Origin of the sequence: Kitasatospora sp. HPM-01-4 (genome assembly GCF_051374625.1) — a bacterium.
Classification (GTDB): Bacteria; Actinomycetota; Actinomycetes; order Streptomycetales; family Streptomycetaceae; genus Kitasatospora.
This window is the reverse complement of sequence record NZ_JBPQGP010000005.1, coordinates 9,076,272-9,096,515: the sequence shown is the minus strand read 5'-3', so window position 1 is coordinate 9,096,515 and position 20,244 is coordinate 9,076,272. Positions and strand designations below refer to the sequence as shown.

Below are 20,244 nucleotides of genomic sequence, written 5' to 3'. Positions count from 1 at the left end.
GGCGCAGTCACGGCGGCATGGCGCCGCTTGGACGGCCTGCTCCGGTGCCGCGGGGCCTCGCGGTCAGGGGTCCGGTCTAGCTGGGCGCAGGGCGGCTACTTCCAGTAGTAGTAGTCGGCGCCGAGGTCGGGGTTCTCCTCGCCCGGGGCGACCTTGGCGCCGATGCGGTTACAGATGAAGTCCCGGCTCAGGCTCCAGGTCTGGTCGTCGCGGTTGACGACGGAGCGGACCGTGCCGGAGGGCACACGGTCGCAGCTGTGGATGTAGGGGCCCTGGTAGGCCTCCATCTGGCCGCCGTAGTTGGCCTGGGGCCAGAAGCAGACCCAGCCCGGGTAGCAGTCGGCGGGACCACTGACCGGAGGCGCGGCCGCCACAGGCGCCGCCGTCGCGAATGCCAGGGCACACGTGGCGGCAGCGAGCACCGCGGTGCGGCCACCCGCGAGAGAGAAACGCATACAACACCTCCATGGACACGGAACGTGACAGCGTGGTCACTCTATCGCGCCAGACCGGCCATATCCCGGACGAGCAGCTCCGCCGATGAGCGCGGACGCAGCGAGCCGGCTGGACCGAACTCGACCAGGAACAGCACGACCAGCTGACAGCACCCGGGATCACCGAGGACCAGGAGCAGGCCGCCGCGCGGGCGACAGCCGCGGCCAGGCCGAAGGCGTCGCTGGCAGACCGGTTCGCGCAGGGCCTGGAGGCGCTGGCCGCCTTCGGTGGGAAGGCCACGCGAAGGTGCCTCGCACGCACAAGACAGCGGTGAATGAGTGACGCTCGGCGTCGATCGACGCCAGGTCGCGGGCGATCCTCCGCCGAGGGGCTCTCAACTCGCCCACAGCACAGGGGCAGTGGGGTGTCCACGCGGCGGAGCTCCAGACCACGGCAGATAGCCGATTGTGAACGGAGCACGCCGATCGGACCGGGCCCTTGTTCCCCGCCCTGCTTCGCTACGCTTGCCGGGTAGGTCGGAACTCTGGCCCGAAGCTCGTTGCAAAAGGCTGTGCTCGGGGCACCTCTCCTGTACGGGCGGGGTGCTGCGGGTCGAACCGCTGTGGGTGGAGTTGTTCACGGGAGTGTGGATGAGCGGTTCGGCCGGCTGGTGCGAGCCGTGTGGGAGCGGCGTGGTGAGGGGCAGCGGCTTGGCAGGCCGTGGTGCCTGCCGCCGGCGGACCGGGTCCAGCGTTCAGCGCCCTCGGGGGATGAGCGCTGCCCCGCCGGTCGCGACCGGGCATGCCGCCTGGGCGACCTCCGGCCACCGCTCCGTGTGCGTCGCTGTCCGCTCGATCGGCAGGCAGGTGCCGTCGGCGGAGCGCCGTGGGCTCATTGAGGTCGTTCATCCGCGGTCCGGCCCGGTTCAAAACCCTGATACCCGCCTTCAGTTGACCGTCGTGACCGATTGCAGAGGTGCACGGTGCATGAGCTGATCCTCCATCACGCGACGGATCTCAAAGACAAAATCGCCTTTGCCGACGCCGATGACGCGGTGAGCTACCGCGATCTCGCTCGCCGTACTGCCCGGGTGGCCGGCAACCTCCAGGTCGATCGCGGAAGCCGGGTGGCGCTGTACCTGGGCAACGGGGTGCCCGCTGTCACGGCCACGCTCGGCGTCTGCCGTGCCGCCGCGGTGGGAGTCCTGCTCGACCCGCGAAGCGGCGACGACGAGCTCCGGTTCCGGCTGGCGGACAGCGGTGCCGGGTTGGTGGTCACCGACCGTGAACACCTGGCGCAGGTCCGGCGGGTGGCCGGGGTCGGTGTGGTGACCGTTGACGACCTGCTCGCGCCCACCGGTACGCCGCCACGTGACGACCTCGGGCCGGACGAGCCCGCCTGGCTCCACTACACGTCCGGGACCAGCGGGGACCCGAAGGGCGTGCTGTCGACGCAGGGGGCCTGGCTCCGGTCGGCGGAGCACGCCTACCGGGGACTGCTGGGCATGTCCGGCGACGACCACCTGCTCTGGCCGCTGCCGCTGTTCCACGCCTTCGGGCATTCGATGTGCGTGGTGGGCGTCCTGACTCTGGGCGCGAGCGCCTACGTGATGGACCGTTTCACGCCGGACCGGGCTGCCGCCCTGCTTCGCCGGGTACCGTTCACGGCGCTGGGTGGCGTGCCGACGGTCTTCACCCAGCTCCTGGACGTCGAGGCCACGCTGCCGTTGCGGTGTCTGTCGGCCGGGGCCCTGCTGCCGCAAGAGCTGCGGGCCCGGTTCCGCGGCACGTTCGACCGTGAACTGCACGACGGCTACGGCAGTACGGAAGCGTCCGGAAAGATCGCCATCGACGGCGTCGTGCTGCCCGGAATCGAAACCCGGCTGGTGAACGGTGAGATCCACCTGAGGATGCCCGGTGCCGGTCGGTGGCACGCCACCGGAGACCTCGGCCGCGAGGAGAGCGGCCGGCTGGTGGTGACCGGGCGGGCCAGTGAAATGATCATCCGGGGTGGGGAGAACATCCACCCGGTCGAGATCGAGCGGGTGCTGGCCCGCTGCCCGGGCGTCCAGGACGTGGTCGTGGCGGGTGAGCCCGACGCGGTGCTCGGTGAGGTGCCGGTCGCCTACGTCGTGGGCGACGTGGATCCGGCGACGTTGCTCGCCCACTCCCGCCGCCAGCTGCCACCGCATCGGGTACCGGACGGGATCCGCCCGATCAGCCGGATTCCGCAGACCTCCTCGGGCAAGCCGGCGCGGAAACGGCTCCGGTTCCAGTACCTGCTCGATGTGGTCCGGCGGGAGACCGCGGGGATCACCGGCCTGGCGCCCGGGGCGGACCAGCCGTTCGTCGAAGCCGGTCTGGACTCGCTCGGCGCAGTGCGACTGCGCGACCGGCTGGGCACGGAGCTGGGTGTCGCCCTGCCGCCCTCGCTGGTCTTCGACCACCCCACGCCCCGCGCGGTGGCCGACCACCTCGCCGGCGGGGCCGCAAGCCCGCCGCCGCCCGCCCGCGAGGCCACCGAACCGATCGCGATCGTGGGCATGGCCTGCCGCTATCCCGGTGGGATCAGCTGCCCCGAGGACCTCTGGCGGGTGGTTGCCGCCGGGCAGGACACGATCACGGAATTCCCCACGGACCGGGGCTGGCCGTTGGACGAGTTGTTCGACCCGGACCCTGACCACGTGGGCACCAGCTACGTCACTCGTGGCGGCTTCCTGACCGACGCGGCCGACTTCGACGCCGGGTTCTTCCGCATGTCGCCGCGCGAGGCCCTGGCCACCGACCCGCAGCAGCGACTGCTGCTGGAGACGGCCTGGGAGGCGCTCGAGCGGGCGGGCATCGCGCCCGAGTCGGTGCGGGGCAGCAACACCGGTGTGTTCGTCGGCCTGATGTACAACGACTACGCCGGTCGCTTCCGGGGCGCCGCGCACCAGCTGGAGTCCCAGATCGCGTTGGGTGCGGCGGGGAGCGTGGCCTCCGGGCGGATCGCCTACAGCCTCGGTCTGCACGGGCCGGCGCTCACTTTGGACACGGCCTGCTCCTCGTCGCTGGTCACCATGCACCTCGCCGCGGACTCCCTCCGGGCCGGCCAGTGCGACCTGGCCCTGGCCGGCGGTGCGACCGTCATGGCCACGCCGGACAGCTTCGTGGTGTTCAGCCGGCAGCGCGGCCTCGCCCCGGACGGACGGGTGAAGCCGTTCTCCGCGGCTGCCGACGGCACGGCCTGGTCGGAGGGAGTGGGGCTGCTGGTCCTCGAGCGGGTGGCCGACGCGGTGCGCAACGGTCACCCGATCCTGGCCCTGCTGCGAGGCTCGGCGGTCAACCAGGACGGGGCGTCGAACGGCCTCACGGCGCCCAGCGGACCCGCCCAGGCGGCCGTGATCCAGCAGGCACTGGCCGACGCCGGGCTGACCGGCGCCGAGGTGGACGTGGTCGAGGCCCACGGAACCGGCACCGCCCTGGGCGACCCGATCGAGGCGGCCGCGCTGCTCGCCACCTACGGCCAGAACCGGTCGACTCCGGTCCTGGTCGGTACCGTCAAGTCCAACCTCGGGCACACCCAGGCAGCGGCCGGGGTCGCGGGCGTGATCAAGACCGTGATGGCGATGCGGCACCGCACCGTTCCCGCCACGCTGCACATCGACGAGCCCACCCCGCACGTCGACTGGGCCGCCGGTGCGCTCCGCCTGGTCACCGAGCCAACACCCTGGCCGGCGCAGGACCGTCCGCGCCGTGCCGGGGTGTCGGCTTTCGGGATCTCGGGCACCAACGCGCACGTGATCGTCGAGGAGTACGAGCAGCTGCGGGTGGCGTTCCTCTTCCCGGGGCAGGGGGCGCAGCGGCGCGGCATGGGAAGGGACCTGGCCGCCAGGTATCCGGTGTTCGCCGCGGCGTTCGAGCATGCGTGCGCCCAGCTGGATCCGGAGCTACGAGAGGCGATCGGCACCGACCTGGTCCACCGGACGGACTTCGCCCAGGCGGCCCTGTTCGCCTACGAGGTGGCGCTGTTCCGCTTGTTGGAGTCCTGGGGACACCGGCCGGACGCGCTGATCGGGCACTCCGCCGGGCAGATCGCGGCGGCTCACGTGGCGGGCGTCCTGTCGCTGCCCGACGCGGCGAGACTGATCACTGCCCGAGGGCGGCTGATGCGCGAACTGCCTGCGGGCGGCGCCATGGTCGCCGTCCGGGCCGCCGAGAGCGAGATCCGGCTCACTCCGCGCACCGCGATCGCGGCCGTCAACGGACCGGACTCGGTCGTCGTGTCCGGCCCGGAGGAGGACGTGCTGGCCGTCACCGCAGGGTTCGAGCAGGTGACGCGGCTCACCGTCAGCCACGCCTTCCACTCCCCGCTCATGGACCCCATCCTGGCCGAGTTCGCCGAGGTGGCACGGAGCCTGACGTACCGTCCGCCGGTTATTCCGATCATCGGCGCCCGCCCGGACGATCCCGACTACTGGGTGCGGCACGTGCGCGAGACGGTCCGCTTCGCCGACCACGTGGCCATGGTCGACGGCGCCGCCCTGGTCGAACTGGGCCCGGGCGACACGCTGGCCGCGCTCGTCGAGGGCGTCATCCCCACCACCGACCCCGAGCAGGCGGTGGCCCGGCTGCGGGGCACCCGCACCTTCCACCGCCAGCGCTACTGGCTCGACCGCGCAGCCGAGCACCCGTTGGTCGAGTCGACCGTGATCGTGCCCGGTTCCGGTGAAGTGGTGTGCGTCGCCGACCTCAGTCCGGTGTGGCTTCTGGACCACGTCGTCGGCGCAGCGGCGATCGTGCCCGCCACGGCGATCCTGGAGCTGGTGCTGTACGCCGGGGAACGCGCCGGCTGCAACAGCGTCGACGAACTGGTCCTGCACACGGCGATCCGCCTGCCGGAAACCCGGCGGGCCGAGATCGTGGTGCGACCGGAGTCCGACGGCGCGCGGCCGTTCGAGGTGCACGCGAACGGGGTCTGCTGTGCCAGCGGCCGGCTGGACTCCCGGCCCGCGCCGCAGGTGGAGATCGGCGAGTGGCCCCCGCCGGACGCCGAGGAGCTCGAAGTCGAGCACGCCGACTACGGACCCGCGTTCCGCGGGCTGAGTAGGATGTGGCGCCGCGGCGACGAACTCTTCGGCGAGGTGCGCGGGGAGTTCCCGGACGCGGGGCGGTTCGCGCTGCACCCCGCCCTGTTCGACGCGGCGTTGCACCCGGCACGGCTGCTCAGCGACGGAGTGCCGTTCGCCCTGCGCGGCGTGCACCTGCTGGCGCGAGGCGCCACGGCGTTGCGCGTCCGCATCCGTGCGGGGCGGATCGACGTCACCGACCAGACGGGCCGGCCGGTGGCGTACGTCGAATCACTCACCGCGCGTGCGCTGACCGGAACCGGCCGGGGCACCTTGTTCCGCCCGGAGTGGCACCGGGTTACGGGACCGCCACAGGGAAAGCTCCTCGAGGTGCCTGCAGGGGACGCGCCCGACGCCCTGGCGCTCGCGCTGCGGGAGTTGCAGGCCGCTCACGAGCACCTGACCGTTCTGGTGCGGCCGGGAGACCTCGCCGGAGCGGCGGTGGCCGGCCTGGTCCGGGTCGCGCAGAAGGAGCACCCCGGCCGGTTCACCCTGGCCGAACTCCGCGACGGGCGGACGGAGATCGTGTCCGAGCGCGCGAACCTGGTCCCGGTGCCGGGCGGCGCCTTCAGCTGGCGCGGGACCGTCCTGGTCACCGGTGGCGGCGCGCTGGGCCGGGCAGTGGCCGACCATCTGCGGGGGCTGGGCGTACGCGTCGTGGTCGCCAGCCGCACCGGCGAGACGCGGCTCGACGTCACCGACCGGGAGGCACTGGCCGCGCTGGTCGACTCGATCGAGGACCTACGGGCCGTCGTGCACACCGCCGGGGTGCTCGACGACGGAATCCTGGCCTCGATGACCCCGGCGCGCCTGGCGACGGTGTGGCGCCCCAAGGCCGAAGCGGCCTGGTACCTGCACGAGTTGACTGCGCACCGGGAACTGGACGCCTTCGTGCTGTTCTCCTCGGCGGCCGGTGTACTCGGTCACCCCGGACAGGCCAACTACGCGGCGGCCAACAGTTACCTGGACGAGCTCGCGCGCCACCGGCGGCGGCTGGGGCTGCCCGCCCTCTCCCTGGCCTGGGGCCCGTGGACGGTCGGGATGATGGCCGACCGGACCGCTGATCCCGGCCTGCTGCCCCTCACGCCCGCCGAGGGCGTGGCACTCCTGGAGGCCGCGCTGGGCACCGACGAGCCGGTTCTGGTGCCGATCGCGTTCGACCGCGCGTCCCGGCCGAAGGTCCGGAGCACGCCGGAACCGCTCCCCCCGACCAACGTGCTGGAGATGGTGTGCGCGGAGGTCGCCGCCGTGCTGAGCTACCCGGACGTGCACCCGGACACCCCGATGCCCGACCTCGGTTTCGACTCGCTGACCTCGATCGAGCTGCGCAACCGGCTGGAGGGACGGACCGGGCTGCGCCTCCCCGCCACGGTGGTGCTCGAATCCGCCACGCCCAGGGCCCTGGCCGACCAGTTGCGCCCGCCGCCGCCCCCGGGGTCGCTCACCTTCCTCTATCGCAAGCTGTGCGAGCTGGGCCGGCCCCGGGAGGCCATGCACCTGCTCGTCTCCGCGTCATGGGCGCTGCCGTCGGCGGCGACGCTCCCCTCCGCCACCCCACGCAGGCTCAGCGATGGTGAAGGCCCGGCGATCGTCTGTTTCCCCGCCTTCGGCTCACCCCCCGGGGAGTACGGCCCGCTGGCCCGGCACCTGCCGGGCCTGTGGGTGCTCCCCCACCCGGGATACGAGGGCGGCCCCGTGCCGCAGGACATGGAGGCCCTCGTCCAAGCCCACGCCGCCTCGATCGGGCAGCTCGACCGACCGGTGGTACTGCTGGGCCGCTCCACCGGCGGCCTGGTCGCGCAGGCCGTCGCGGAACGGGTCGACGCCGAGGCGGTGGTGCTGGTGGACACCCACCCGCTCCGGGACGAGGAGTGGCTCGCCGAACTGCCGGTCCGCGGCGCGATCAGGCTCGACGAGCCCGCTCTCGCGGCGATGGGCGCGTACACGCGCATCTTCCTGGACTGGCAGGGAGAGACGACCGTTCCGACACTGCACCTGCGAGCCGGCGAAGTGCCAGGTGACCACCACTCAGTCCTCGAGGAGCACGTGGCCACGACAGCGGAAGCAATCCGCCTGTGGCTCTCCCGGACAGTCTCGCCCCAGCCGGGACGACCGTTGGCGTGAAGCCCCGGAGTTCGACACCCGCCGCCTGACCGGGCGCGGCGGAAGGGCTGCAGGCCCTGGGGCCCGAGCGGTCCGTCAGAACTGGCTGCGGCATACCCAGGTGCGGGCGGGGCCCGCTCGGTGCCGCGCGGCGCGAGAGCCGGGTGCGCACCAGCCGGCCCATGACCTGGCGCAGCGTGGCGGGGTCGACGTCGCGTCGCCCCGGGCGAGTTCATCTCCTTCTGCGGTATGTCGATCGGTTTCGAGGACGTCACGGTGGGTTACGCCCGTACGGGCCGGGCACCGCTCGCCGAGACGGTCACGTTCGTCGAGGGTTAGCACTACACAGGGCACATATCGGACATCAGTCATCGAAAGAAGGCGCATGCCATGAAGTTCGCAGTCATCGGCGGAACCGGGCTGATCGGGTCACGGGTCGTGGAGAACCTGAACGCCGCCGGGCACCAGGCCGTACCGCACTCCCTGTCCACGGGCGTGGACATCATCACGGGCCAGGGGCTGGAGGCGGCCGTGGCAGGCGCCGACGTCGTCGTCAACCTGACGAATTCCCCGACCTTCGACGACGCCTCGCTCGCCTTCTTCCGGACCTCGATGGACAACCTTCTCGCCGCGAGCCGGCAAGGCGGGGTCGGGCACTTCGTCATCCTCTCGATCGTCGGCGTGGACCAGGTGCCCGATCTGGACTACTACCGCGCGAAGGTGCTTCAGGAGGAGATCCTCAAGGCCGGACCGATCCCGTATTCCATCGTCCGTGCCACGCAGTTCATGGAGTTCATGAACGCGACCCTGGCCATGACCACCGACGGCGACACCATCTGCCTGCCGCGCACACCGATCCAGCCGATCGCCGCCGCGGATGTCTCCGACGTGGTCGCCGAAGTCGCCGCAGGCAGCCCCCTGAACGGCATCGTCAACATCGCGGGTCCCGACGTTTACCCCCTCGACGAACTCGGCCGGCTCACCGTGACCGCCAAGGGCGACGGGCGCCGTGTCGTCACCGATGACACGGCCGGCATGTTCGCCGCCGCCCACGGCGACGTCCTCACCGCCCCGAACGATGCCCGCATCGCCCCCACCCACTACGCCGACTGGCTCTCCTGAACCAGCCCCCTCCAGCGCAGCCGTCAAGTCGGGGGCGGTTGGGGTGCTGGGCGAGGGCGGCGTGCAGCGTCGCGCCGACCTGCCACGCCTCGGCGTGCACGACAGGCTCCGGCACGCCGCCAACCCGGTCGGACGCCGGGGACGCAGCCGCCGTGCTCGCCCACCACCTCGACCAGGCCGGGGACTCCGATCGCGTCAGGGCATAGCGCTCCCGGTCCGTACGGCGGCCCGCCACCGTCGGCTCGGGGGCAGGCCGCCACTGTGAAAGACCACTGTGAAAGAGGGGCAAGGTGCTATCGGCCGCGGTGCCGTTCTTCGGCCTGCCGCCGGGCCGACGCCCGCCGCTCGCGTGCGGCTTCGGCGGCTTGGCGCTTGGCCGCCGCGCGGTTGAGGTGGCCGGCCTCCTCGTGGGCCCGGGCCAGAGCCGCCTCAGCGGCGGTGCTCAGCGGCCGGGCCGTCCGCTCCTTCGCGGCCTGCCGGGCGAGCCGCTTGGGGTTCACCGGCTGCCGCCGCGCCCGCCGTTCGGGCGGCGGCTGCGGCCAGACCCCGGACGTCCCGGGCAGACCGCTTCCAGCAAGGCCCGGCCGCGCTCGCCGCCTTCGTCGTACGTCGCTTGATTCCGGGTCCCCGTACCGTGGCCGGAGGTGCCGCGGTGGCGGTCGGGTCAGCCCGTCGCGGTACTCAGAGGGTGTCCCAGAGCTGGTCGGCGGCGGTGTTGCACGGCCACTGGATGATCGGCGTGCCCCAGGACATGCTGCCGCCCCGGTTGCTTATGCACATGTTCGAGTTCTTGTTGATCAGGTGGATCGGCCCGGTGTCACTGCCGCTCCAGTACCAGATCTGGTTCGCACCACCGTGGCAGGTCCACTGCCCGAGCTGGGCCCCCGCAGCGGTGGTCCAGCCGGGCGCCTCCAGGCACATCCCGTAATCGTTGACGAGCTCGACGCCGTCACCGGACTTCACGAACGACCATGCCTGGTCGGAATTGTGGTTGCACTCCCACTGGATGGCCGGCGTCCCGTTCGCGCTGCCGCCCCCGGATATCCCGAGGCAGAGCCCCGACTGCCGGTTCTGCAAGGCCGGCGTTGCGGCAGCGGCGCTCTGCTCCGTCGCCACCGTCGACGAGATCACCAGCGCGAGCAGGGCGCCCGCGGTCCTGGCGGTCCGTCCGAAGCTGAGGGTCTTTCGCATGTCTACTCCCCGGTCATGGGCATTCGCTCGAATGCGAACTGACACTCTGCCACAAACGATGGGCCCGGCCGCCCGACGTGCCGGCCGCAGCGGTGCCCCGCACGCCCGGGGTCAGCCATCGCCGATGCCCGGCGGATGGGGCGCGGTCTTCGTCGTCCCGGTCGTGCCGGGCAGTGTGGCGTACCCGCGTCGGCCGCCGCCTGGGCCGTGCTCAACACCGTCTTCCCCCAGACCTCACACGACCGGTTGCAGTGGTGGCGGGACCGACGCCGCCACCAGCGCTTGCGAGCGGCCCGACGCGGCCCGCGCGGCCGCTGAGTGCCGCAGGCCGGGACGGCTCGGGCCGCCGGGCAGTGCAGGGTGCGGGCGGCTGATCCCTGGTTCCCGGAAGCCGTCGACGGTTGGCGTCCCGATGAACGCCGGTCCAACCTTCATCGCTGGACCTGGCCGGTGCGCACCGCCGTTCGTAGCATGACCGGTAACCGACAACTGAAGGGCCCTCATGAACAGCAGGATCGTGACCTGGCTCGGCGCCCCCGCACTGGCCGTGGGAATGCTGCTCGGCGCAGCTCCGGCGCACGCCGGCACCGGGGTGCGGATCGACGGCGCGACCGTCTCCGGCGGCGCCTCGACGACGGTGAACGTCACCATCGAGTACTCCTGCGACGCCGGTGGCTTCGTCAGGTCCGCGACCGTGATCGCCGAGGACCAGCACTCCGGTGCCCTCGGCACCTCCCGGTTCACCCCGAACTGCACGGGCACGACCGTGAAGTCAATCGTCCCGGTCGCGACCCTGAACCAGAACGGCTATGCCGCGGGCGACCCGACGTCCGTCCGCGCCTCGCTGCTCGACGTGGACGACACCGAGGTACTCGGGACCATCGCCCAACTCACCATCGGCAACGGGTAGGAGAGCCGACCCCCGCCCGCCGGACCCGCCCACCGCATCCGCCTGCCCCACACCTCTGACGGCCACCGCCTCCGCACCTACAGCAGCGCCCGGAACCACCTCCAGGACGGCACGGCCAGCGGCGGCGACAACGACACCAGGACGAGCCTGGCCGGCACCACCGCCGACCGGACCCGGGACAGCCGACCAGGCCCCCTGGATTCCCCCACCCACCAGCAGGTCACGCCTTCCGGTCCTTCGCCGGGTAGAGCTTCGCATGGAACACCCGGACCTCCCACCACGGATCGTCCGGAGCGGACACCAGCGCGACCACCAGCTCCCGCCTGGTCGGGCAGGCAGCACCCCTGGACGATGCGCTCCAGGCTCGCGTAGGTGGCGTACACGGTGACCGGCTCGCCCGCCTTCTCGGCGGCGACCAGGTCGGCGATCCGCACGGCCTGCGTGGTCACCGCCAGGTCGAAACGTGCATGCGCTTCCGCCATGGCATCTGCCATCCTCAGGCGCATGCCAGCCCGTAACCGCCGTCTGCCGCGCGATCTGTCGTGGCCGCTCACTCCAACGGACATCCGCACCGTCCTCGGCGCGCAGGAGACGGATACCGTCGACCTGGATTTCGGCGACCGCCTCTGGGGGGACGGGACTGCGTTGCACGTTGAGTGGGTGCCACCCATCTCCTCCAACTACGGCGGCGGCATCCATCCCGGATGGTGGTCCACGGTGCGGGTTCGTGTTGCCCCGCTCCCGGCCACCGAACGGGCCGCGGCTCGGCACGCCCTGCGGCAGATCGCCCTTCCCGAGCTTGCGGCCTGGATCAGTGCCGCCCGGCACGCGCCGGAAGCCTGGACCCTGTCCCGGCACAGTCGCTCCTGGCGGCTTGAAGGCGGCATCACCGCTTACCGCGACGACCAGCGGCCGTACCGGTGAACCCCCGATCGACAGACACGAACCGTCGTACGGTCAAACTTCGTTGAGATCGGTCAGGGTTGATCGAGACGGGTCGCCCGTCCCGGCACCCGGGACGGGCATCAAGGTGGCCGAGCTGCGGTGGGTTGTCCCAGTTCTGTCCCAGGTCCGGGTCGGAACACTGCCACCTGGGGAAATGGGCTGGGATCGTCCCGGTATACCAGACATACCGGCCGGGCTGGGGCGAGGCTGGGACAGCGCCTGTCCTGGGGCTTGTCCGACTATTCGCGCCCGTCGGGAATAGTCAGACAAGGGCCTACGGGTGAGACTGCCGGTCGCTCACCCCCGGCCGGCGCAGGTCCCGGCGTCGACGAGGTCCTGCCACGCCTTTCCGCTGGCCGCGAGGTCGGACAGGTCGTAGAAGTTCACCGACGCGGCGAACTGGCGCTGCCCGTCCGCCGCGCCGAACATGCCGGTGCTGTAGCCGGGGATGCCGCCGGTGAGGCCCCAGTACAGCCCGCACGGCGTGTCGTACCGCTGGAGGCCGAGGCCGTAGTCCTTGCCGTCGCCCAGGCCGGTGGTGTGCTGCATCTCGGCGAGTTCGGCTGGGCGGAGCAGCTTGCCGCCGAGCAGGGCGGCGATAAACCGGTCGAGGTCGGCGGCGGTGGAGATACCGCTCCCGGCAGGGCCGGCCCAGGTCGGGTTCTCGAGGGTGACGTCGGCCGGCCCGGTGGGCAGCTGGAGGTAGCCGTGGGCGTGCGGGCCGGGGATGAACGGCGAGCTGACGGGCATGGAGGTGTGGGTCAGACCGAGCGGGCGGACGATCCTGCGGTCCACCTCCTCGTTCCAGGTGTGCCCGGTCACCTTCTCGATGATCATCCCGGCCAGGACGTAGTTGGTGTTGGAGTAGTTCCAGGCGGTGCCGGGAGCGGCTGGCGGCGGGAGCCTGTTGGCGATGTCGATCAGATCCTGGGCCCGGTAGTCCTTCCACCTGCCGCTCTCCACCCAGTCCGGCTTGGTGAAGTCGAAGGCCGGGTCATTGGTGTGGTTGGGCAGACCACTGGTGTGGTTGAGCAGTTGGCGCACCGTGACGGCGGCCCCGTTCGGCACCTCGCCCGGCAGGAAGCGCTCGATCGGATCATCCAGGCCCAGCCGGTGCTCACCGACGAGTTGGAGGACCACCGTGGACACGAAGGCCTTGGTGACGCTGCCGATGCGGAAGCGGCCGTTCTCGTCGACCGGCGCGCCGGTGGCGACCTCGGAGGTACCGGCCGCGCCCTTCCAGGTCAGGCGGGAGCCCTCCCGGACGGCGCCCAGCGCGGCCGAGGCACCGCCCTGCTTCACCATGGCGGCCACCGCGGCGTTCAGGGAACCCCGATCCACCCGGGAGGCGCTGCTCCCGGCCGTCGGGCTCGGGCCGCCGTCCACCGGGGTGCCCTGCGCCGTCGCCGCCGGTGCCGCGGTGGCCAGCAGGCCCGCACCCACGAGCGCCGTCACGGCCGCTCGGAGCCGCTGGCGGCGCTGGCGCGTTCCCGGCGTGCCGCGGTCCGACCGAATTCCGCTGTTCCCCGTCATGTGCCCCGCCCTTCCGAACGGGCGGCGCCCTGTCGGCGTCCGCCCCACCGCATGACACCCTGTCAGCTCGCTCCGGAATCAGTCCTCCGCCCCAGGTACCGTCCGCACCCGATCCCTGCCACGGCTTCTCCCCCTGAAGAGGTAGGCCTCAGGTCGGGGACGGCCCGCCAGGCCCGGGCGGCCGGTGAGGACCTGGACCTGGTAGCCGAGCAGCCGCACCGGCACCCGCTCCCGCTCCCGCTCCCGCTCCGCCGGATCTGCCACCTGGCCGGGAGCCAGGGCAACCGCCCACCAGTAGACGTGGTCGGCCGGCCCGCGGGGGTGGAACGGGCGCGCCGGCGGTAGCGCGCCCCCGGCCGCCGGGTAGCACGTCCGTAGCGGACGGACCGTCGGGCCCGAGCCGTCCGGCGCCGGACGACCGCTTCGCCGCCGGGCTCCCCCCTTGCGACGCGCCGATCGGGAGCGGTCCCCGATCGGCGCGGTCAGCTCGAAATCTCAGCGCTGCGCAGAAGCTCCAGGGCCGGGCCGTCGACGGAGCATGCGATCGCCGAGAGGACGACGACTCCTACGCCCAGATCGGGGGTGAACGCAACGAAGGAGGCGGATCCGCCGGTGCCGCCGTTGTGCCAGAACCTGGCCGGCCTCGACGGGTCCGGGTGCCGCTGCTCGAACCACCCCAGGTGGACCCAACGCCCTTCGGCGACATGCCGTTCCTCGCAGCGGGCGAGCCGGATCGCCGCTGCCAGGTCAGTGGTGTCCGGGCGGAGGTGGGCGCGCACGAATCGGGCGAGATCGGTGGCGGTGGCCCTCAGGCCGCCGGCACCGGCCAGGTCGGCCAGGTTCCACGGCGGGGCGGGCCGCCCGTGTCGGTCGTGGCCCTGGGCCAGGCCGGGGACGTCCGGGCCGGTGCGGGTCAGCCCGAGAGGCCGGACGAGTTGGCGATCCACCAGGGTCGCGTAGTCGGTCGAAGACCGGCGGGCCAGGGCCAGGCCGAGCAGCCCCGCGCCCAGGTTGGAGTAGCGGAACCGTTGGCCGGGAGCGGCGGAGAGCCGGGTGCGGGGCAGACGCGCGAGCAGCCGGTCGGCAGTGCACCGGGCATAGGGGTCGTCCGTGGCGCCACGCAGAAGCGAAGTCCACAGCATTCCTCGCGGCAGCCGCGGCAGGCCCGAGGTGTGCATGGCCAGCTGCCGGAGTGTGATCAACGCTCGGCCGCGGGCGGGCACGGCGGCGCCCAGCACGTCGGCCAACGGCTCGTCCAGGGCCACGGTGCCGGACACCACCAGACGGGCCAGGGCAAGGGCGGTGAACACCTTGGTCACCGAACCGATCTCGAACACCGTCGCGGGCCCGGCGCCGCCCGCGGCAGCCGACTCGATCCGATCGGCCGTCACCACCGCGACGGCCGCCGCGCCACCGCGCAGGGCCAGCTCCTCGGCGGTCCGCCGGGCGAGGTCCGCATGATCTGCCACGATCCCATCGTCGGTGGGGACGTTCGGATCTTCCTCGCCCATGACGACGATTCGCGCCTCGCCGCCGTCATCCCGGAGGAGGAGCTGAGCCACCCCAACAAACCGGCAGGTGGTCGACGGGGTGTTGTGGCGGCGGTGGAACCGGCACCGCGGACCGGGTTGTCGGCACCGCCTGACATCATGCCCCGGTGCACGTCACCCATCCGCCCGCTTTCCGAGGCGACTTCGAGATCCACCTGACCGTCGCGCCACGCAAGGCCGCCGAGCTCGGCGCCTGGGCCGCCGCGCGCGGCCTGAAGGTCGTCGACATCGAGCTGTCCCGCGGGGCCGTCCCGCGGCAGCCGATGCTCACCCTCGCCGCCGCGGGCACGCTCGCCGAGGCCGCCGCCCTCGCGGGGCGGACGGCCGCCACCGCGGGCGCGGCCGGCTTCGACGTGCTCCGCACCAAGATCGAGGCCGCGCCGTGGACGGACGGGGTGCCCGCCACCGACGACGAGGCGCAAGCCCTCGGCCCCTCGTACTACTTCGAGCACCACGTGAAACTGCTGCTCGACGGCGAGCCCGCCGCCGAGCTGGCCGCCGTCGCCGAACGACACGACGCCCACCTCTCGCGCAACGCCCGCCGGGTCCGGCCCGACGGCTGCCGCGAACACTTCGTCACCCAGCGCTGCCGCCTGGTCGGCTCGGTCACCGCCGGCCATCGCCTCGCCCGCCTGCTGGATGATCTGTCCGCCCACCACATCCAGTCCGTCGAGCGGGAGTTCGCGGTGCTCGACACCGCCGAGGAGCTCGACGCCGGCTGGCTCGACGAAAGGCCGCACCGATGACCGGCAACTGGAACACCCTGGGCTACGGACCGTGGGATGCCGCCCTGCGCGTGCCGGACCGCCGGCCGACCGACGAGGAACGCAGAAACCTCGACCTCCCCCGCTCGCTCTACCCGGTGGCCGACGAACGGGCCGTGCAGCGTGCAGTGTTCGACCCGTCGCTGCTCGGCTACGTGAAAGCGATGCGCGCCGGCGACCCCGCGTTCGACGACCCGGCCGTCGGCGCCCGCTGGTACGACGCGCGCCGCAAGGCGCTGGACACCGCGCTCGCCGCCGTCGCCGCCTCGCCCTGGGCCGACCACCTGGTGCTGCGCGGCTCGGTGCTGCTCACCGCCTGGTACGGCAAGGCCGCCCGCGAGCCCGGCGATCTCGACTTCGTCGTCATCCCCGCCGACTGGGAACTGGCGGACCCGCGCACGGACGCGATGCTCGGCGGCCTCGCCGAGGCCGCTGAACGGCTCGGCGCGGACGACCCGTCACCTTCGGGCGTCCGGCTGCACGCCGCGGGCGCCGTCCACGACGAGATCTGGACGTACGACCGCGTCCCCGGCCGCCGCCTGGTCCTGCCCTGGACGGCCGACGGCACCCCCGGCGGCACCGTGCAGCTCGACTTCGTCTTCACCGAGCCACTTCTCGCGCCGCCCGTGCGCACCGCCGTCCCCCCTCTCGCCCGCGCCGGCGGCCCCGCCGACCCGCGCACCACGGACCTGCTCACCGCTGACCGCGAGCTCTCGCTCGCCTGGAAGATCCTCTGGCTGGTCACCGACGGTTTCGCCCAGGGCAAGGACCTGTACGACGCGGTGCTGCTCGCCGAGTCCGTGCCGCTCCGCTACGAGCTGCTGCGCGACGTCTTCGAGGGTGTCGACGACGGCTGGTGGGCCACCCGCCCGGTCAGCCCCGAGGACATGGCGGAGTCACTGGAGTCCGTCGAGTGGGACGAGTTCCGCAAGGAGAACCCGCACGTCGGCACCGCCGAGGAGCAGGCCGAACGGCTGCTGGCCGCCCTCGCTCCCACCTTCGCCGACCGCTCCGGGGAGGAGCTGCACGCGGTGTGGACTCGGACGGAAGCCGCCGACGCCGAAACACGTTGACCCCAGCACCACCGACCCACCGGCCCCGGTGAAACCGGGCCCTACAGCCCGCCCGGCGGCCGGTTCGGGCAGTGTCCGGCAGGCAGGCAGAGGGAGGGTGTGGGCGAGCGGCGACACCAGGGGTCGGCCATCCCGGGGCGCGAGACCGGGGCACGGCGGCTGACCCGTGCGCTGCGCGAGTCGGTGGAGCAGGTGAGCACGGCGGTCCTGGTACCGGCCGAGCAGTTCCACCAGCCGCACAGCGGCACCGCCGGGATCAAGCAGACCCAGAAGCCACTGAGCCGGCCCCACACCGAGGGCCTGGCGGAGTTTCGTGCCCCTCCCCCAGGCCCGCCGCGCGAAGACCTGACACCTCACTACCCCGGGGGGCGGCCATCGCGGCGATCGTCCCCGACGCCCGGCCGGCCCCCAGGGGGCAGGCGAGCAGCTCACCGCCCGGTTCGCGCTGCCCGGCCCCTCTACTGAGCCGACTGGGCCGGCTCGGCCTGCCCGCTGCGGAACACCTCCCTGACGAGCCTGTGCTGCGCCTTCTGGAACGCCTCGGCCGTGGCAGCGAAGTCGAGCTCGGCGTCCCCGGTGGTCAGCGAGGCGGTCAGGGTCTTCCTGCCGTCGGGGGTGCTGTACATCAGCGCCGCCCACCCGAAAAAGCCGCCGTTGTGGTTGAAGATGGTGCCGCCGTCCGTCTCCTCCACGAACAGCCCCAGGCCGTAGCCGAGTTTGGGGTGCGGCGTGCGCATCTCGGCCAGCAGCGAGGCCGGCAGGAGCTTGCCGCTCATCAGCGCGGAGAAGAACGTGTGGAGGTCCTCGGTGGTCGAGATCATGTCGCCGGCGGCGGAGATCCAGGAGACGTTGAAGCGGGTGACGTCGACCACCTTCCACTGGCCGGCGTGCTCGTACCGGTAGTAGCCGTGAGCGTGCGGCTCGGGGATCTCCGGCGAGGCGCCCGGCACCACGGTGCCCGACAGTCCCAGGGGCTGCAGGATCAGCCGCTGCATCTCCTCGGCCAACGAGCGGCCGGTGACCTGCTCGATCAGCAACTTGGCCAGCACGTAGTTGGTGTTGGAGTAGCTCCAGTCCGTCCCCGGCTCAAACCGCGCCGGCTTGGACAACGCCAGCCGTACCAGTTCCTCCGGCTGGTAGGTGTGGAACTGGTTGTCCACGTACTCCTGGCCCTGCCAGGGGATCCCCGGCGCGACCGTCCCGTCGTCGTAGTACTCGCCGGTGAAGTTGAACAGCCCGCTGGTGTGCTGCAGCAGCATCCGCACCGTGATCCGCCGGTCCAGCCCGAACCGGGGCAGGTAGTCATCCGCCGGGCTGTCCAGCCCGACCCTGCCCTCGGCCACCAGTTGCAGCACCACGGTCGCGGTGAAGGTCTTGGTGGTGCTGCCTATCCGGAACCGCCCGTTGCACGGCGGCTTGGCGCTCTCGCCCAGCTTGCGCACCCCGGCGCTGCCGACCCACTCGCCCCGCTCATCGTTCACGCGCAGTTGCACCCCGGCGAAACCGGAATCGACGATCTCCTCGATGGCCTTCTGCAGCTCCGGGCGATCGTGCCCGGTGAGTGCGAGGGACATGACTGTGCTCCTTGAAGGTTGTGTGCGCGGTTGTCGCGGTGAGGTTCCGGCTGCCTGGGGCAGCGATGAGGTCGTGCCGGCCGGCGAGGGCGTGAGCGGGCGAGCGCGTCCAGGGCGGTGGCTGTGCCGGGTTGGCCGTGCGAGGCGCCCGCCGGGCGCGGCATCCATGGCGTTCGCGAGTTCGGCCCGGTGGACCCGTGGTGGTCAGGGTCCGGGTTGCACCCGCCCGTAAATCCTGAGGGCACCTCAGACGGTCGTGTCGCCGTAGGACGTGCACGGCCCGTTCGCCCGATGGCCGGTCGTTGGAGGGGTGCTCCTCTGGCGGGGGCGGGTCAGAGGCTGCGGGCGGTGATGTCGCCGTGGGAGGTGGTGGCGTGGATGTCGAGTTCGGTGGTGCCGTCGTTCCTGAGGGCGTTGTTGATGCGGCCGTGGGCGGTGCCGGCGTCCAGGGCGGCCGAGACTCCGGTGGCGGCGCCGATGGTGATGTCGCCGGACTGGGTGCGGAGCTGGACCGTGCCGCGTACGGCCTCGGTGATCCGGATGTCGCCACGTGCCGTGCTGATCTGGGCGGGGCCGGTGAGGCGGCCGACCTCGACGTCGCCGTCGGTCGCCGTGAGGCGGACGCTCGCGGCCTCGTCGATCGTGATCCGGCGGTACGCGCCTTCGAAGACGACCTCGCCCAGGCGGCCGACGCCGCGCAGCTCGCAGGCGGCGGCCCTGGTCTCGATGCGGGAGCCGGCGGGCAGCTGGACGGTGACCTCCACGGATCCGTTGCCGAGGAGCGCGTTCTTGGGTTCGGGGGTGTGGATCCGCAGGACGCCGTCGGTGTAGGCGACGGTGGTCTGCTCGGCGGTCTGGACGTCGCGGCTCTTGGAGGGGTCGGCGGGCAGGATCTCGACCGTGGTGTCGGCGCGGTCGGCGGCGATGAACTGGATGCGTCCGGCGGGGACGGCCAGGACGGCGGAGATCGGGGTGGGAGTGTCGAACTTCTGCATGATGCTCTCCTGTGCTCGCTCGTTGTTTCCGATGCGTTGACGATCCCCTGCCGTCCTGACACAGGACAGCCACCGCACTGACACCGTCCCTGACACGGTGTCACCTCAGCGAAACGGCAGGCACCGATGGACACCACCACCGAAGCACGTGACCGACACCCCGCTCATGACCTGGCGCAACGCGGCGAACTTCGCCCCGGCCGGGAGGAAAGTGGCGGCTTCGCGGCAGTTGGCGGCGGTCAGGCACTGGAGCTTGTGGCCATCCCCGTCCCCCAGGCGCAGTTCCTCCCGCATTCTCCCGGCGGGCGTCGTCGGGGTTGCGTGACAGCCGCGGTTCGTTGCCGGCGGCATCCGCAACGGGGGCCCGAGGACGAAGTCCTGGTCACCGTGGTCGACGTGCGACAGGTCTGCCCGCAGAAGGTGCGCCGCGACCTGCTCTCAATCAATCCGGTCACCATCGGGCAAGCCCTCAAGGCCGCTCGGCAGCTTCCGGGCGAACACAAGATCACCATCACGCCGACCGTGGCCCACTACTTCACCCGAGCCCAGGACCTGTGCGCCTTCATCACCCAGGCCGACCCGGACCAGCACCTGATGGAGCCAAGTCGCCATGCGCTCACCAGCCCGGCGCCGACCGGCATGACCCGCGAAGCCCTGCACGCTCTGCTCGAAGAGCTGGTCGTGCCCTACGCGGCCGCGATCGAGAAACGCCGGCACAGCGACGGCGACCGCCGTCCCGGCACTCGTGGCGGCACCCTCACCCAGCAAAGCCGCCCCCGAAGCGTCGGCGCGGTCCATCAACCGCTCGACGTCCTCGTCCGTCAACCGCTCATCGACCGGCTTGACGACCGGTTCTTCCTTCCCGCCCATGCCCCGTCCGTTCCAGCCGGCCAAGGCCCTGAGCCAGGCCTCGGCCAGCCTCCCGGATCACGGACTCGCACG

14 protein-coding genes and 2 pseudogenes are annotated in these 20,244 nt (G+C 72.1%); 8 read left to right on the top strand and 8 right to left on the bottom strand.

The genetic code is table 11. The annotated features are described in order from the left end of the window. Positions 1–95: 95 nt before the first annotated feature. Positions 96–455 (bottom strand): peptidase inhibitor family I36 protein, encoded by a 360-nt coding sequence (locus tag ACSMTC_RS39175; protein ID WP_436564530.1) that lies wholly within the window; start codon positions 453–455, stop codon positions 96–98. 549 nt (positions 456–1,004) lie between these two features. On the opposite strand from ACSMTC_RS39175, the pseudogene ACSMTC_RS39170 reads away from it, so the two are divergent. From ACSMTC_RS39170 to ACSMTC_RS39160, 3 genes and pseudogenes are all read left to right on the top strand, one after another. Continuing rightward, a pseudogene (locus ACSMTC_RS39170) lies at positions 1,005–1,183 on the top strand (IS5/IS1182 family transposase); the annotation flags it as partial. A gap of 234 nt (positions 1,184–1,417) precedes the next feature. After that, positions 1,418–7,666, top strand: a complete 6,249-nt coding sequence (locus ACSMTC_RS39165) for a beta-ketoacyl synthase N-terminal-like domain-containing protein (RefSeq protein WP_436564529.1) — start codon at positions 1,418–1,420, stop codon at positions 7,664–7,666. A gap of 369 nt (positions 7,667–8,035) precedes the next feature. Then, a complete protein-coding gene (locus tag ACSMTC_RS39160) occupies positions 8,036–8,767 on the top strand; it encodes an SDR family oxidoreductase (RefSeq protein WP_436564528.1) in 732 nt (243 codons plus the stop codon). Positions 8,768–9,060: 293 nt separating this feature from the next. Here the strand turns inward: ACSMTC_RS39160 and ACSMTC_RS39155 are convergent, their stop codons facing one another. Together ACSMTC_RS39155 and ACSMTC_RS39150 are read right to left on the bottom strand one after the other, a co-directional pair. Continuing rightward, entirely contained in the window at positions 9,061–9,330 is a 270-nt protein-coding gene (locus tag ACSMTC_RS39155) for a DUF2992 family protein (protein WP_436564923.1), read from the bottom strand. Between the two features lie 118 nt (positions 9,331–9,448). Further along, positions 9,449–9,958, bottom strand: coding sequence for an RICIN domain-containing protein (locus ACSMTC_RS39150; RefSeq protein ID WP_436564527.1), 510 nt, complete (start codon positions 9,956–9,958; stop codon positions 9,449–9,451). 502 nt (positions 9,959–10,460) lie between these two features. Between ACSMTC_RS39150 and ACSMTC_RS39145 the strand changes: the two genes are divergently transcribed. Then, positions 10,461–10,868, top strand: a complete 408-nt coding sequence (locus ACSMTC_RS39145) for a hypothetical protein (protein WP_436564526.1) — start codon at positions 10,461–10,463, stop codon at positions 10,866–10,868. A gap of 77 nt (positions 10,869–10,945) precedes the next feature. Here the strand turns inward: ACSMTC_RS39145 and ACSMTC_RS39140 are convergent, their stop codons facing one another. Continuing rightward, entirely contained in the window at positions 10,946–11,350 is a 405-nt protein-coding gene (locus ACSMTC_RS39140) for a hypothetical protein (protein WP_436564525.1), read from the bottom strand. Between ACSMTC_RS39140 and ACSMTC_RS39135 the strand changes: the two genes are divergently transcribed. Beyond that, the gene (locus ACSMTC_RS39135) at positions 11,349–11,792 is read left to right on the top strand and encodes a hypothetical protein (RefSeq protein ID WP_436564524.1); all 444 of its coding nucleotides are present in this window, start codon (positions 11,349–11,351) and stop codon (positions 11,790–11,792) included. The two genes, ACSMTC_RS39140 and ACSMTC_RS39135, sit on opposite strands and share 2 nt — an antisense overlap. 318 nt (positions 11,793–12,110) lie before the next feature. Here ACSMTC_RS39135 and ACSMTC_RS39130 read toward each other — a convergent pair whose 3' ends face one another. Both ACSMTC_RS39130 and ACSMTC_RS39125 read right to left on the bottom strand, forming a co-directional pair. Then, the gene (locus ACSMTC_RS39130; RefSeq protein WP_436564523.1) at positions 12,111–13,268 is read right to left on the bottom strand and encodes a serine hydrolase domain-containing protein; all 1,158 of its coding nucleotides are present in this window, start codon (positions 13,266–13,268) and stop codon (positions 12,111–12,113) included. Between the two features lie 560 nt (positions 13,269–13,828). Continuing rightward, a complete protein-coding gene (locus ACSMTC_RS39125) occupies positions 13,829–14,815 on the bottom strand; it encodes a serine hydrolase domain-containing protein (RefSeq protein ID WP_436564522.1) in 987 nt (328 codons plus the stop codon). A gap of 188 nt (positions 14,816–15,003) precedes the next feature. On the opposite strand from ACSMTC_RS39125, the gene ACSMTC_RS39120 reads away from it, so the two are divergent. Together ACSMTC_RS39120 and ACSMTC_RS39115 are read left to right on the top strand one after the other, a co-directional pair. Further along, complete coding sequence (locus ACSMTC_RS39120; protein ID WP_436564521.1) at positions 15,004–15,642, top strand: hypothetical protein; 639 nt, start codon at positions 15,004–15,006, stop codon at positions 15,640–15,642. Continuing rightward, a complete protein-coding gene (locus tag ACSMTC_RS39115; protein WP_436564520.1) occupies positions 15,639–16,733 on the top strand; it encodes a nucleotidyl transferase AbiEii/AbiGii toxin family protein in 1,095 nt (364 codons plus the stop codon). Before ACSMTC_RS39120 ends, ACSMTC_RS39115 begins: the two co-directional genes overlap by 4 nt. A 458-nt stretch (positions 16,734–17,191) precedes the next feature. On the opposite strand, the gene ACSMTC_RS39110 is transcribed toward ACSMTC_RS39115, so the two are convergent. Further along, the gene (locus tag ACSMTC_RS39110; RefSeq protein WP_436564519.1) at positions 17,192–18,307 is read right to left on the bottom strand and encodes a serine hydrolase domain-containing protein; all 1,116 of its coding nucleotides are present in this window, start codon (positions 18,305–18,307) and stop codon (positions 17,192–17,194) included. A gap of 332 nt (positions 18,308–18,639) precedes the next feature. After that, positions 18,640–19,302, bottom strand: a complete 663-nt coding sequence (locus tag ACSMTC_RS39105; protein WP_436564518.1) for a DUF4097 family beta strand repeat-containing protein — start codon at positions 19,300–19,302, stop codon at positions 18,640–18,642. Between the two features lie 300 nt (positions 19,303–19,602). On the opposite strand from ACSMTC_RS39105, the pseudogene ACSMTC_RS39100 reads away from it, so the two are divergent. After that, positions 19,603–20,070: pseudogene (locus ACSMTC_RS39100) on the top strand (ISAzo13 family transposase); the annotation flags it as partial. Positions 20,071–20,244 lie beyond the last annotated feature (174 nt).

Excerpts from the sequence above, each read along its gene's own strand:
- ACSMTC_RS39175 (WP_436564530.1), bottom strand. The coding sequence starts at position 455 with ATGCGTTTCTCTCTCGCGGGTGGCCGCACCGCGGTGCTCGCTGCCGCC.
- ACSMTC_RS39160 (WP_436564528.1), top strand. The coding sequence starts at position 8,036 with ATGAAGTTCGCAGTCATCGGCGGAACCGGGCTGATCGGGTCACGGGTC.
- ACSMTC_RS39150 (WP_436564527.1), bottom strand. The coding sequence starts at position 9,958 with ATGCGAAAGACCCTCAGCTTCGGACGGACCGCCAGGACCGCGGGCGCC.
- ACSMTC_RS39145 (WP_436564526.1), top strand. The coding sequence starts at position 10,461 with ATGAACAGCAGGATCGTGACCTGGCTCGGCGCCCCCGCACTGGCCGTG.
- ACSMTC_RS39135 (WP_436564524.1), top strand. The coding sequence starts at position 11,349 with ATGGCATCTGCCATCCTCAGGCGCATGCCAGCCCGTAACCGCCGTCTG.
- ACSMTC_RS39140 (WP_436564525.1), bottom strand. The coding sequence starts at position 11,350 with ATGGCGGAAGCGCATGCACGTTTCGACCTGGCGGTGACCACGCAGGCC.
- ACSMTC_RS39115 (WP_436564520.1), top strand. The coding sequence starts at position 15,639 with ATGACCGGCAACTGGAACACCCTGGGCTACGGACCGTGGGATGCCGCC.
- ACSMTC_RS39110 (WP_436564519.1), bottom strand. The coding sequence starts at position 18,307 with ATGTCCCTCGCACTCACCGGGCACGATCGCCCGGAGCTGCAGAAGGCC.
- ACSMTC_RS39105 (WP_436564518.1), bottom strand. The coding sequence starts at position 19,302 with ATGCAGAAGTTCGACACTCCCACCCCGATCTCCGCCGTCCTGGCCGTC.